Genomic DNA, 12,828 nt, shown 5'->3' with positions numbered 1-12,828 from the left:
CGCCGGCCGCGCGACAATCTCGCACGCCGCGGCGTCGCGCGGCACCGGCCGTCCATCCGACCCGGGCCCGTCCGATCCGCCAGCCGATACACAGCGGGTAGCAGTTCACAGTCGTTCGCGTAACTTAACTTCCCGGAAACGCGCCTTCCCGAATGCCGGGGCGCCCACCGGCGGCGGGCCCGCGCGCCCCACCAGCACGGCTACCGGCCGCGCCTCTCATCGATCTCATCCAATGGAACGGCGGCGAGTTAGAGAGATCATAGTCTATCTACTATGACGGTCGGTCCACTTAGTATCGAGTCACGGCGCCCAGAGGGGGACTCGATGACTCCGGACCAGCTACTGACGACTACCCGCGCCGTGCGCCGCCGGCTGGACCTCACCCGGCCGGTGGACCTCGGCACCGTCAAGGACTGCCTGCGCATCGCGCTGCAGGCGCCGTCCGGCGGCAACGAGCAGCCGTGGCGCTGGATCGTCGTCACCGATCCGGCCCAGCGCGCGGCCGTCGGCCGCTGGCACACGCTCGCCTGGCAGGAGCACTTCCTGCCGCGGCGGGACGCCTATCCCCCGGCCGACGTCGAGAGCGCGGGTCATCTCGCCCGGCACATCGCCGACGTACCCGTGTTGGTGATCCCCTGCCTCGAGCTGAAATCCGGCGCGCTGCCGCAGGGCAGCCAGGCAAGCCTGTGGGGTTCGCTGCTGCCAGCCGCGTGGAGCTACATGCTCGCCGCCCGCGCCCGCGGCCTCGGCACCGCGTGGACGACCGCCCACCTGGCGTACGAGCGGGAGGTTGCCGAGGTGCTCGGGCTGCCGGACAACGTCCGCCAGGGCGCGCTGATCCCGACCGCGCACGTGCTGGGCACCGGGTTCCGGCCGGCCCGGCGCCGGGCCGTCGAAGAGGTGCTGTACCTCGACCGCTGGTCCTGAGAACCCGACTGCGCACCACATCAGACTTTGCCGATCAAGAACGTGAGGTACCCGGTAATGGGACAGCGCAGCACTGCGACCGCGTTGTGGGACCACGAACCACCCGAACTCGTCGAGAGGGCGACGGCCCGGCTGCGCGTCGACCAGGGCGACCCGTTCTTCTTCGACCACCCCCTCGACCACGTGCCCGGCATGCTGATCATCAGCGGCGCGGCCGAACTGATACGCGAGGGCGCCGACGTGGCGTTCGCGGGCCGGATCCGGGCCGCGATGACCTTCCGGAACATCTGCGAGCTCGATCCGGCGCCCACGCTGCTGCTCACCGACGGCGGCGCGCGGGGCGGGATCCAGGTCGCCCAGGAGGCGACGACCGTGGCCGACGGCTGGTTCGAGTTCTCCGCCGCGGACGACGTGCCCGAGCGCGACTCGCCGCTCGACCCGGGCCGGCGGGTGCCGGCGAACGCCGCCCTCGTGCACCGGGCCCGCGACGAGAACATCGTGATCGGCGCGCCCTGGCGCGGCGACGGGCAGGTCAGCGCCGCGGTGCTGCCGGCGCCGGCGGGGCACACGCTCGCCGGCCGCAATCCGGACACGCACGCGGTGGAGTACCTCATCGAGGCGGGCCGGCAGTTCTCGACCTGGCTGCCGCACCGCCTCGCCCGGTGGCCGCTGGACGCGCACATGCTGTGGATCGGGGTCACCGTCGACCTGCCCGTGCGGCTGCCGCGCTCGCTCGCGGTCGCGCTGCGCTGGCGGGTGGCGCCGATCGCGGCCGAGAAGGCCAAGTTCCGCTTCGACCTGGTGCCCGCCGACGGCCGGGGGCCGGCGCTGGGCTCGCTCCGTTTCGCCAGCAAGATGCTGGGCCGCGACGATTATGACCACTTCCGGGGGCACGCCCGATGAATCAACGCCTGGTCGTCGCGGGCCTGCGCGCGCTGCTGCCGGTGACGGTGGCCGCGTTTGTCGTCGCGATCGGTGTGCACGCCGTGCAGGCCGCCCGGCCGCCGCACCTGGTTGCCGCCCTGCTCTGCGTGGGATATCTACTGTGGATCCTCGCCGAGAGCCGGATCACGGTACGGAACCCGTCGGAGGCGTCCGCCGAGAACGGCACGCTGCTTCCGTACGCGCTGAGCCGGGCCGGCGTCGGCGTCTCCGCCGCGCTGTGGCCGCTGCGGTGGGAGGTGCTGGCGGCGTGGATGGCCGTGCCGATCGCGCTGTTCGCCGGGGCCGTGGCGCTGCGGCTGGTGGCCATCCGGACGCTGGGCCGGTTCTACTCCCACCACGTCGTGCGCTACTCGGACCACACGATCGTGAGCACCGGGCCGTACCGGTTCGTGCGGCATCCCGCGTACACGGGAATGTTGCTGGCCAACGCCGGGTTCGTGGCGTACTTCGTCAACCCGCTGAGCGTCCTGCTGCTCGTGGTGTTGTGCGCGGTGGTGATCTGGCGGATCGGCGTCGAGGAACGGGTACTGCTGGGCGTTCCCGGCTATCGCGACTATTCCAGCGGGCGCGCGCGCCTGCTGCCGGGGGTGTGGTGAACCATGCGGCTCATTGTCGATGGATCCGGGGCGGCCGATCCGACCCTGGTCGGGCACAAGTTCGCCCGGCAGGACGTGATGCGCCGCGCCGGGATGCCGGTGCCTGCCTTCTTCTGCCTCACCGGCGCGGCCTTCGCCGAGACGGCCGGCGCCGCCACCGCGTTTCCCGGGCTTGACGCCGGCACCAGCGAGCTCATCGCCTGGGCGAGCGCCAACCGGGACCGGGTCCGCGGCGGCGAGGCACCCGCCGGGCTCGCGCGGCGGGTGCTGACCGCGTTCGACGCGCTCGCCGGCGCCGACGGCCTCGTCGCTGTCCGGGCCTGCGTGGTCGCGACCGCCGACGGGGCCGGCGAGGACGGCGCCGACGACCCGTTCGCCGGCCTGTCGGACAGCTACCTGTACGTGGGCCGGGACGCCGTACTCGCCCGCGTCGTGGACTGCTGGGCCTCCGCCTACAACCCCGAGGCGGTCCTCTACCGGGTGCGGCGTGGCCTGGACCCGGCCGCCGTCCGGGTCGCGGTCGGCGTGCAGCGCATGGTGCTGGGTACGCGGTCGTTCGTCGCCTTCACCCGCGACCCGCGCACCGGGGCCGACCGCAGGGTGATCGCCGCCGCGCACGGCATCGGCGAGGGAATCGTCCAGGAGAAGGCCGACATCGACCACTTCTTCGTGGACGGCGCGACCGGCGAGATCGAGGTCGACGCCGTGGCGAAGACCACGATGGTCGGCCTGGACCCGGAGCGGCCCGGCGCCGGGCCGGTGACGCTGCCGGTGCCCGCGGACCGGGCGCAGGCGCCGGTGCTCAGCACCGCGGAGGTGCGCGAGCTGTGCGCGCTGGCCGTCACGGTGGAGCGGCTCTTCGGCGGGCCGCAGGACATCGAGGGCACCATCACCGCGGACGGGGAGATCCACCTGGTGCAGGCGCGGCCCGTGGTCCTGGATCACCGGGCGGCCGGCCCGGAGGTGCCGTGGACCAACCACAATCTCACCGAGAGCTTCCCGGGCCTGACCAGCGCGCTGACCTATTCACAGGCCTGCGTCTTCTACGAGATGGGCTTCACCGACTTCTACCGGCGCATGGGCGTGAGCGCGGCGTCGCTGCGCCGCGACCGCCACCACCTGCGCCGCATGATCGGCTACCTGGACGGCCGGGTGTACTACCGGCTGGACGCGTGGTTCGCGCTGCACGGCCGGATTCCCGGGTTCGACCTGATGCGCCCGCTGTGGGAGCGGTCGCTCGGGCTCACCGAACGCACCGGCATGCCCCGGGAGCGCACCGGCAGGCCGTGGCCGCGCGTGCTCCGGGCGGCGCCGCGGCTCGCGCTGCTGCTGGCCCGGCAGCCCCGGGAGACGGCCGCGTTCCTGCGCTGGTGGGACGCGTTCGTCGCCGACTCGGCGTCGCTGGACGGGCAAACGGCGGACGAGCTGATCGTCCGGTACCGGCACATGTGGGCCGAGGCCGAGCGGCGCTGGGGCACCACGATGGTCAACAGCTACTTCGGCCTTGCCGTCATGGCGGTCGCCGGCGTGCTGCTGGGCCGCTGGACCCGCGACGGCGCGGCGCTGCTGCCGCAGCTCGTGTCCGGTGGCCGGGCCAACCGGACGCTGGCGGGGGTCCGCTCGGCGATCGCCCTCGCGGAACTGGTCGACGGGCGGGCGTCGCTGCGCCGGGCGGTGCTGCAACAGCCCGAACGCGAGGCCTGGGACGACATCGCCGCGGGCCGGCACGGCGCCGACGTCGCCGAGGCCTTCGCCCGGCATCTGGCCCGCTACGGCGACCGCGCGCTGCACGACCTGAAGCTGGAGGTGGCCACGCCCCGGCAGCGGCCCTGGATGATCCTGTCCACCCTGCGGCCGTTCGTCACCCAGGGGCTGACCGTCGCCGGCAGCGAGGCCGACGAGCGGCGGGCCGCGGCCGAGGCACGCCGCACGCTGCGCGAGAGCTGCCCGAATCCGGCGCGACGCGCCGTCATCGGCGTCCTCGTCGCGTCGCTGCGGTTCTTCGTGCGGGCCCGGGAGGACACCCGGTTCTGCCGCAGCCAGCTCTACGGGATCTCCCGCGACGTGCTCTGGCGCCTGGCCGACCGGCTGGTCGCCGCCGGGCTGCTGGACGAGGCCGGCGACGTGGCGCACCTGCGGGTCGAGGAGGTGCTCGGCGCGTTCGACGGCACCCTGCCGGACGCCGGCCTGCGGGAGCTGGCGCTGCGCCGCAAGGCCGAGCTCGCCGCTGCGGCGGACCGGCCCGGCCTGCCCGCCTACTTCACCACGCCGGCCGGGGTACCCGTCGCCGGGCCGGTGCCGCGCCCGGACGCCGCCGCGGCCGCGACCGTGGCCGGTGACGGCGTCCTGCGCGGGCTGGCCTCGAGCAACGGCCGGGTACGCGGCCGGGCCCGGGTCCTGCTCGACGCCGCGGTGGCACCGGAGACCTGCGCGGACCGGATCCTCGTGGCGCGCGAGACCGACCCGGGCTGGCTGCCGCTGATGATGGTCGCCCGGGGAATGGTCGTCGAGCGCGGCAGCCTGGTGTCGCACACCGCGATCACCGGCCGGCTGCTCGGCATACCCACCGTGGTCGCGGTCGCCGGCGCCGCCACCCTGATCCCGGACGGCGCGCCCGTGGAGATCGACGGCGGCACCGGAACGGTCCGCCTGCTGTCCGAGGCCGAGTTCGAAACCCTTGGGGAGTAGCAGTGCGCATGGAGAATCTGTGGCTGGCCGGGCTGGGCAGCTATGTACCCGAGCCGTTCCCCGCCGAGCGGGCGGTCGCGGAGGGCCGGTACGACCTGGAGGACTGGAAGAACAGCGGCTGGACCGGCGCGGCGGTGGCGGGGAACATCTCGGCGCCCGAGATGGCGGTCGTCGCGGCGAATCAGGCGCTGGACCGCTCGGGTCACGACCGGGACGACGTCTCGCTGCTGCTGCACGCCTCGGTCGGCGATCAGGGGCCGGACGGCTGGTCGCCGCACCATTACATCCTGCGGCACACCGTCGGCGGCACGATCCCGGCCATGGAGGTCCGGCAGGGCTGCAACGGCGTGCTGGCGAGCATGGAGCTCGCGCACGGTTATCTCAGCGCCGGCCCGGGCCGGTCCGCCGCCCTGGTCACCGGCGCGGACAACTTCGGCGTCGACCGGTTCGACAGGTGGCGCTACTCGTCCGGCACGAACACCAACCGCGGCTCGATCATCGGCGACGCGGCGACCGCCGTGGTGCTGTCCACCCGGGACGGTTTCGCCCGGGTCAGGGCGATGAACTCCGCGTCGCTGCCCGAGCTCGAGCGGATGAACCGCCCGGACGGCCCGCTGTTCCCGCCGGCGCTCACCTTCGACCGCCCGGTCGACGTGGCCGGCCGGCTGACCGGCTTCAGCCGCCGGTTCCCGCAGGAGGCGGCCGCGGCCAAGAGATCGCTGTCCGACGCCCGTACGGAGCTCGCCCTGCGCACCATCGCCGAGGCCGGCGTCGCCGCCGCGGACATCGTCCGCAGCACCCACGTGTTCTCCGGGGGCGAGGGCTACATCCGCAGCGTGCTGCAGCCGATCGGCATCGACCCGGCGCGGGGCATGCTCGGGCTCGGCCGCGGCCTGGGTCATCTGACGGTCAGCGATCACCTCGTCGCCCTGAACCACCTCGTGGCGTCTCGGCAGGTCGGCCCGGGTGACCACGTACTGATGATCAGCAACGGGGTGGGTGTCTCCCTCGCGGCCGCGGTCGTCGAGATCACCGCCGTGCCCGCGTGGGCGACCGGCGCGCCCGAGGCCTTCAGGGAGACCGTGTGAACGTCCGGCGCTGGATCGACGACCTCGAGGCCGGCTGGCGCGGCCGCGATCCCGCGGCGATCGCCGCGCTGTTCACCGAGGACGCCTCCTACCACCAGGGGCCGTTCGGGTCCCCGCACGTCGGCCGGGAGGCGATCGCCGCGCACTGGGCGGCGACGCTGTCACGCCAGCGGGACCCGGTCATCTGGTTCGGCACCCCGATCGGGGACGCCGGCCGCGCGAGCGTCGAGTGGTGGTGCATCCTGCACGACCCGGCGACCGGCGCGCCGCGTACCGCCGCGGGCTGCCTGATGCTGCGGTTCGCGGGCGACGGCCGCTGCGCCGAGTTCCGCGAGTACTGGCACAGCGCGCAGGAGAGCGCGCTGGAGCCGGCGGCCGGGTGGATGCGGTGAGCGCCGGCTGCCCGCGCTTTCCGTTCGCCGACCGCCCCGGCATGAGCCTCGCCCCGGAATACGCGGACCTGTTCCGCGACGAGCCGCTCATCGAGGTGCGGCTGCCCAATGGACGGCAGGCACTGCTGGTCACCAGGTACCCCGACGTCAGGACGGTGCTGGCCGACCCCAGGTTCAGCCGCGAGGCCTGGCACAACGGCACCCTGTTCGCCCGGGAGTCCGGATCGCTCGCCCTGGTCACCAGCGACGCGCCGACGCACACCCGGCGGCGGCGCGCGGTGCAGCAGTGGTTCACCCACCGCAGCGCCGAACTGGCCCGGCCCCGGATCGCCGCCATCGCGGCGGGGCTCGTGGACGACCTGCTGGCGGCCGACTCGCCGGTGGACCTGATCGGCGCCTTCACCACGCCCCTGCCGTACCGGGTGATCTGCGAAATGCTCGGCATCGACGCCGGGGATCTCGACCGGCTGCTGCCGCGGGTGACGGTGATGATGTCGGCGGGGCGGTTCACCCCCGACGAGGTGACGGCCGCCCATCAGGGCATGTACGAGTACTTCTCCGACCAGTTGGCGGCGCGGGAACGCGCGGTGGCCGCGGGCGACCCGGGCGACGACCTGCTCACCGGCCTGCTGACGGCGCCGCCGGAGTCCCGGCTCGGCACCCGGGAGATCGCGGTCTTCGGCTTCGGCCTGCTGATGGCCGGCGGCGAGACGACCGCCTCCCACCTGGCGATGTGCGTGCTGCAACTGCTGCGCAGCCCCGAGCTGGGGCAGTCGCTGCTTCGAGACCCCGCGGCGATCGCCCCGTTCGTCGAGGAGATGCTGCGCTGGGTGTGGTTCGCCGGCACCGGCGGGCAGCCGCACGTCGCCCTCGAGGAGGTGGAACTGGCCGGCACGGTCATACCCGCGGGCCGGGTCGTCATTCCCCTGACCGACGCGGCGAACCGGGATCCCGGCGTCTTCGACGGCGCCGACGAGTTCCGCCCCGACCGCGCGCCGAACCCGCATCTCGGGCTGGGCCACGGCCGGCACCTGTGCCTCGGCGCCGCGCACGCCCGGGTCGAGCTGCAGGAGGGCCTGGCCGCCATCCTGCCGCACCTGAGCCGCATGGAGCTCGCGGTGGACGAGTCGCGGCTCGACTGGCGCGGCCAGATGTTCCTGCGTGGACTGTGGACGCTGCCGGTGCGCCTGGGCGGCCCGGTGACGGGCTCGTGACGAGGCGCTGGGCCCGCTTCGTCGCCGGCAGCTATCCCCCGCTGCCCTCGGTGCTCTTCGCCGTCGCCTGGGCCTGCGGCGTCACGGGCCTGTTCGCCGCCGTCGACCCGCGCGCGACGCACTGGAGGCCGGACGCGGGCACCGCGGTCGCCGCGCTGACCCTCGCGGTCGACCTGCTGCTCATGCGGGCGCTCGACGACATCCGCGATCTCGGCTACGACCGCCGGTTCAACCCCGGCCGGCCCCTGGCCGCCGGCGCCGTGCGGACCCGCGACCTGCTCATCCTGTACGCGGTGGGCTCGGCGGGCCTGCTCGTCCTCAACGCCGGCGCACCGGCGGCGCTGGCCGTCCTCGCCGCGCAACTCGGCTACGGCGCGCTGGTGGTGGCCGTCCATCTGCGGCTGCGGTGGCCCTCCGGCGACGACCTGATGCTGAGCCTGCTGGTGAGCTTCCCGGCGCAACTGCTGCTGCACCTCTACCTGTACGCCGGCTACCTGCACGGCACCGGCCTCGCGGCGAGCCGCGACGCGTCGATCGCGATCGTCATCGTCGTGCTCGCCTCGGTCCATCTGGAACTCGCGAAGAAGATCACCCGAGCCCCGGAGCCGGGCGAGCGCACCTATGTCGACGTCCTCGGGCTCGCCGGCACGACGGCCGTCGCGCTGATCGCCCCGGCGGTGTCGACCGCGCTCCTGCTCGTGTCGGTGCGGCGACCGGTCGGGGCCTGGTCGCTCCTGGCCGTCGTGCCGCTCGTGCCGATCGTCCTGTCCGGATGGCGCTTCCTCGCGGCGGCGGCTCCCCGGTGGCCGGCCGCGGCACCCGCGCTGTACCTTCTGCTCACGTTCACCGGCTATTTCCTGCTCGGCCTCCATCCATGACGTGATCGCGCGGCGGGGCCTGCCGGAGGCAACGGGATCCACAGCAGTGGGAGGAGCGCCGTGCGGAAGTCTGACACCCGGGCACGAATCATCGCCAGCGCCAGCATTCTGCTGCGCAGGCACGGCTATCACGCCACGGGGCTGGCCCAGATCATCGCGCACAGCGGCGCGCCGCGCGGGTCGGTCTACTTTCTCTTCCCGGGCGGCAAGGAGCAGCTCGCCGTGGCGGCGGTCAACCAGTGGACCGTCGATTTCGAGCGGCGCATCCGGCTGCTGCACGCCGCGCACGACACCGCCCGCGCGTGGGTCGAGGCCATGGCCGACGAGTTCGGCGGCGAGCTGCGCGCCTCCGGCTACACCGAGGGCCTGCCGATCACCATCATCACCCTGGATTCGGTACCCGCGTCGGAGGCGCTGACCGTCGCCTGCCGCAGCGCGTACGACGCCTGGCTGGACGCGCTGACGGAGGGGCTGGTGGCCTACGGCGCGCTCACCGAGCACGCGGAGCGGCTGGCCAAGCTGATGCTGGCGAGCCTGGAGGGTGCCGCGGTGCTCTGCCGCGCGTACCAGTCGACGGCGCCGCTGGAGCAGATCGTCCCGTTCGTTCTCGAGCAGCTGCCGACCGGCTCAACGGTCTGACGTCGGCCGGGCACCGTATCCGGGCGGAGCGAGCCCGGTCATGGGCGAGGATGAGGACATCCTTCACCACAACGATCGGACACACGTCTCTCGCCAGATCGCCCCGGACGGTTCCGGGAGCGTGGTGTGCAAGCGCGCCGCCGGGTTCGGCGGGACGCGACGGATCGAGCCCGAACGGGCGCTCACCACGGCCGGCACGGTGACCGGCGTCGGCCTCGGCCTCGGCCTCGGCCTGTACATCGTCCGCGAGCCGGCCGGCGGTGCCGCACGGCTCGATCTTCGGGCTCACCCTGCCCGCGGCCGGCGCCTCGGCGAACCCACGGCCCCCGGCGCGGCGCCCGGCCACCGGTCGCCGGCAACCACATGAACGGAGCACGAACCTCCGGGTGTCACAGGCGCCTAATCTTGACTGATTCCAGAATAGCGAGCAGACTGCCCGGCGTGGACTTCCAGCAGATGCTGCGCGGGGCCGCGTTACGGGTGACCAGGCCTCGGGTCGCGGTGCTGAGCGCGGTGCACACGCACCCGCACGCCGACACGGATTCGATCATCGGCGCGGTCCGCCGGAACCTACCCGACGTCTCACACCAGGCCGTCTACAACACGCTGCACGCGCTGACGGCCGCCAAGCTGGTTCGGCGCATCCAGCCGTCCGGCTCCGTCGCCCGCTACGAGGCACGGGTCGGCGACAACCACCACCACATCGTGTGTCGCACCTGCGGCGTCATCGCCGACGTCGACTGCGCCGTCGGCGAGGCACCCTGCCTGGAGGCTTCCGACGACAACGGCTTCTCGATCGACGAGGCCGAGGTCGTCTTCTGGGGCCGATGCCCCGGCTGTTCCTGAGAGCTTGCGATCCACCAGTCACGGAGGGTAACCATGTCTGAGAACCACGACGCCATCGTCCACGACCCGGAGGCGGGGGCCACGTCCCTGCCGTCCGAGGAGCACGAGCCGATCATCCACGACGCGGAGGCCGGCGCCGAGTCCCGTTGCCCGGTCGCGCACGGACGCGCCGCGCACCCGACCGAGGGCGGCGGCAACCGCGGCTGGTGGCCGAACCAGCTCAACCTGAAGATCCTCGCCAAGAACCCGGCGGTGGCCAACCCGCTCGGCGAGGCGTTCGACTACGCCGCGGCGTTCAAGACCCTGGACCTGCCCGCCGTGAAGCAGGACATCGCGGAGGTCCTGACGAGCTCGCAGGACTGGTGGCCGGCCGACTACGGCCACTACGGCCCGTTCATGATCCGGATGGCGTGGCACAGCGCGGGCACCTACCGCGTCAGCGACGGCCGCGGCGGCGGCGGTGCCGGCCAGCAGCGCTTCGCGCCGCTGAACAGCTGGCCGGACAACGCGAACCTCGACAAGGCCCGCCGCCTGCTCTGGCCGGTCAAGAAGAAGTACGGCCAGAACCTCTCCTGGGCCGACCTCATGATCCTCGCCGGCAACGTGGCCCTGGAGTCGATGGGCTTCAACACCTTCGGCTTCGCCGGCGGCCGCCCCGACGTCTGGGAGCCCGACCAGGACGTCTACTGGGGCCCCGAGACCACGTGGCTCGGCGACGAGCGCTACACCGGCGACCGCGATCTCGAGAACCCGCTCGCGGCGGTGCAGATGGGCCTCATCTACGTCAACCCGGAGGGCCCGAACGGCAACCCGGACCCGCTCGCCTCGGCCCGCGACATCCGCGAGACGTTCGGCCGGATGGCGATGAACGACGAGGAGACGGTCGCGCTCATCGCCGGCGGTCACACCTTCGGCAAGACCCACGGCGCCGGCCCGGCGGACAACGTCGGCCTCGAGCCCGAGGCCTCCCCGCTCGAGGAGCAGGGCCTGGGCTGGCGGAACGCGTACGGCACCGGCAAGGGCGGCGACACGATCACCAGCGGCCTCGAGGGCGCCTGGACCAACACCCCCGCCACCTGGGACAACAGCTTCTTCGACATTCTTTTCGGGTACGAGTGGGAGCTGTCGAAGAGCCCGGCCGGCGCGAACCAGTGGAAGCCGAAGGGCGGCGCCGGAGCCGGCACCGTCCCCGACGCGCACGACGCTGCCAAGACCCACGCCCCGACGATGCTGACGACGGACCTCGCGCTGCGCCTGGACCCGATCTACGGCCCGATCTCGAAGCGCTTCCACGAGAACCCGGCCGAGTTCGCGGACGCCTTCGCCCGCGCCTGGTACAAGCTGACCCACCGCGACATGGGCCCGATCGCCCGCTACCTCGGCCCGGAGGTGCCGGCCGAGACGCTGATCTGGCAGGACCCGGTGCCGGCGGTCGACCACGAGCTCGTCGACGCCGCGGATGTCGCCGCCCTCAAGGCGCAGGTCCTCGCCTCGGGCCTGTCGGTCTCCCAGCTGGTCTCCACCGCGTGGGCCTCGGCCTCGACGTTCCGCGGCAGCGACAAGCGCGGCGGCGCCAACGGCGCGCGCATCCGCCTCGAGCCGCAGAGCGGCTGGGAGGTCAACGACCCGGCCGAGCTGGCCGGCGTCCTGCGCTCCCTGGAGGCCATCCGGGAGGCGTTCAACGCCGCGCAGACCGGCGCGAAGCGGATCTCGCTCGCCGACCTGATCGTGCTCGCCGGCTCCGCGGCCGTCGAGCAGGCCGCCCGCAACGCCGGCCACACGGTCGACGTGCCCTTCACCCCGGGCCGCACCGACGCGACGCCGGAGCAGACCGACGTCGAGTCGTTCGCCGTGCTCGAGCCGGCCGCTGACGGGTTCCGCAACTACCTCGGCAAGGGCAACCGCCTACCGGCCGAGTTCCTCCTGGTCGACAAGGCGAACCTGCTCACCCTGAGCGCACCCGAGATGACGGTGCTCGTCGGCGGCCTGCGCGTCCTGGGCGCGAACCACCAGAGTTCGCCCGTCGGCGTCCTCACCGCCACCCCCGGGTCGCTGACCAACGACTTCTTCGTCAACCTGCTCGACCTGGGCACGGCGTGGCGGCCGACGTCCGAGGACGCGACCTCCTTCGAGGGCCGCGATCTCGCCACCGGCGAGGTCAAATGGACCGGCAGCCGGGTCGACCTGCTGTTCGGCTCGAACTCGGAGCTGCGCGCCCTGGCCGAGGTCTACGCGAGCGACGACGCCCGCGGGAAGTTCGTCACGGACTTCGTCGCGGCCTGGGTCAAGACAATGAACCTGGACCGGTTCGACCTCAACTGATCGCGCGCCCCCGGCCGGCCCTCACGGGTCGGCCCGGGGGCACAACCGCACGACGACCGCCCGACAACGCGACCACGACCAAGCACGGCCAGCCCAGCATCAAGCGGCGTTCGCCCTTGCCGCTCCCGTAGGTGTCACCGAACGAGCGCAGCGCCCGTAGACACCGCCGCTCGCAGCCGACGATACGTCCACGGCCAGCACGGCCAGCACGGCCAGCACGGCCAGCACGGCCAGCACGGCCAGCACGGCCAGCACGGCCAGCACGGCCAGCACGGCCAGCACGGCCAGCACGG

13 protein-coding genes are annotated in these 12,828 nt (G+C 73.2%); 12 read left to right on the top strand and 1 reads right to left on the bottom strand.

Annotated features, from left to right (window positions below):
* Window positions 1–324 precede the first annotated feature (324 nt).
* From AB0F10_RS39570 to katG, 12 genes are all read left to right on the top strand, one after another.
* Window positions 325–927 carry a nitroreductase family protein gene (locus tag AB0F10_RS39570; protein ID WP_360637778.1) on the top strand — a complete coding sequence of 201 codons (603 nt, stop codon included), beginning with the start codon at window positions 325–327 and terminating at the stop codon, window positions 925–927.
* Window positions 928–984: 57 nt separating this feature from the next.
* Window positions 985–1,830 carry an AfsA-related hotdog domain-containing protein gene (locus AB0F10_RS39565; RefSeq protein WP_360637775.1) on the top strand — a complete coding sequence of 282 codons (846 nt, stop codon included), beginning with the start codon at window positions 985–987 and terminating at the stop codon, window positions 1,828–1,830.
* Entirely contained in the window at window positions 1,827–2,468 is a 642-nt protein-coding gene (locus AB0F10_RS39560; protein WP_360637772.1) for an isoprenylcysteine carboxylmethyltransferase family protein, read from the top strand. Before AB0F10_RS39565 ends, AB0F10_RS39560 begins: the two co-directional genes overlap by 4 nt.
* A 3-nt stretch (window positions 2,469–2,471) precedes the next feature.
* The gene (locus AB0F10_RS39555) at window positions 2,472–5,156 is read left to right on the top strand and encodes a PEP/pyruvate-binding domain-containing protein (protein ID WP_360637769.1); all 2,685 of its coding nucleotides are present in this window, start codon (window positions 2,472–2,474) and stop codon (window positions 5,154–5,156) included.
* A gap of 8 nt (window positions 5,157–5,164) precedes the next feature.
* Complete coding sequence (locus AB0F10_RS39550) at window positions 5,165–6,244, top strand: ketoacyl-ACP synthase III family protein (RefSeq protein WP_360637766.1); 1,080 nt, start codon at window positions 5,165–5,167, stop codon at window positions 6,242–6,244.
* A complete protein-coding gene (locus AB0F10_RS39545) occupies window positions 6,241–6,636 on the top strand; it encodes a nuclear transport factor 2 family protein (protein ID WP_360637763.1) in 396 nt (131 codons plus the stop codon). The genes AB0F10_RS39550 and AB0F10_RS39545 overlap by 4 nt, the downstream gene beginning before the upstream one ends.
* The gene (locus tag AB0F10_RS39540; RefSeq protein ID WP_360637760.1) at window positions 6,633–7,850 is read left to right on the top strand and encodes a cytochrome P450; all 1,218 of its coding nucleotides are present in this window, start codon (window positions 6,633–6,635) and stop codon (window positions 7,848–7,850) included. Before AB0F10_RS39545 ends, AB0F10_RS39540 begins: the two co-directional genes overlap by 4 nt.
* A complete protein-coding gene (locus tag AB0F10_RS39535; RefSeq protein WP_360637757.1) occupies window positions 7,847–8,728 on the top strand; it encodes a hypothetical protein in 882 nt (293 codons plus the stop codon). Before AB0F10_RS39540 ends, AB0F10_RS39535 begins: the two co-directional genes overlap by 4 nt.
* A 60-nt stretch (window positions 8,729–8,788) precedes the next feature.
* Window positions 8,789–9,367, top strand: coding sequence for a TetR/AcrR family transcriptional regulator (locus AB0F10_RS39530; RefSeq protein ID WP_360637754.1), 579 nt, complete (start codon window positions 8,789–8,791; stop codon window positions 9,365–9,367).
* Between the two features lie 40 nt (window positions 9,368–9,407).
* Window positions 9,408–9,734, top strand: coding sequence for a hypothetical protein (locus tag AB0F10_RS39525; RefSeq protein WP_360637751.1), 327 nt, complete (start codon window positions 9,408–9,410; stop codon window positions 9,732–9,734).
* 89 nt (window positions 9,735–9,823) lie between these two features.
* Complete coding sequence (locus AB0F10_RS39520) at window positions 9,824–10,213, top strand: Fur family transcriptional regulator (RefSeq protein ID WP_360637781.1); 390 nt, start codon at window positions 9,824–9,826, stop codon at window positions 10,211–10,213.
* Window positions 10,214–10,246: 33 nt separating this feature from the next.
* A complete protein-coding gene (katG, locus tag AB0F10_RS39515; RefSeq protein WP_360637748.1) occupies window positions 10,247–12,535 on the top strand; it encodes a catalase/peroxidase HPI in 2,289 nt (762 codons plus the stop codon).
* Between the two features lie 99 nt (window positions 12,536–12,634).
* On the opposite strand, the gene AB0F10_RS39510 is transcribed toward katG, so the two are convergent.
* On the bottom strand, window positions 12,635–12,828 hold a 194-nt coding region (locus AB0F10_RS39510; protein WP_360637745.1), incomplete at its 5' end, for a hypothetical protein.

Source organism: Actinoplanes sp. NPDC026623 (assembly GCF_040638275.1).
Classification (GTDB): domain Bacteria; phylum Actinomycetota; class Actinomycetes; order Mycobacteriales; family Micromonosporaceae; genus Actinoplanes.
Note: the sequence above shows the minus strand (reverse complement) of the source record. Positions and strands in the feature narration are given on the sequence as shown.

Excerpts from the sequence above, each read along its gene's own strand:
- AB0F10_RS39520 (WP_360637781.1), top strand. The coding sequence starts at position 9,824 with ATGCTGCGCGGGGCCGCGTTACGGGTGACCAGGCCTCGGGTCGCGGTG.
- AB0F10_RS39565 (WP_360637775.1), top strand. The coding sequence starts at position 985 with ATGGGACAGCGCAGCACTGCGACCGCGTTGTGGGACCACGAACCACCC.
- AB0F10_RS39525 (WP_360637751.1), top strand. The coding sequence starts at position 9,408 with ATGGGCGAGGATGAGGACATCCTTCACCACAACGATCGGACACACGTC.
- AB0F10_RS39570 (WP_360637778.1), top strand. The coding sequence starts at position 325 with ATGACTCCGGACCAGCTACTGACGACTACCCGCGCCGTGCGCCGCCGG.
- katG (WP_360637748.1), top strand. The coding sequence starts at position 10,247 with ATGTCTGAGAACCACGACGCCATCGTCCACGACCCGGAGGCGGGGGCC.
- AB0F10_RS39555 (WP_360637769.1), top strand. The coding sequence starts at position 2,472 with ATGCGGCTCATTGTCGATGGATCCGGGGCGGCCGATCCGACCCTGGTC.
- AB0F10_RS39560 (WP_360637772.1), top strand. The coding sequence starts at position 1,827 with ATGAATCAACGCCTGGTCGTCGCGGGCCTGCGCGCGCTGCTGCCGGTG.
- AB0F10_RS39550 (WP_360637766.1), top strand. The coding sequence starts at position 5,165 with ATGGAGAATCTGTGGCTGGCCGGGCTGGGCAGCTATGTACCCGAGCCG.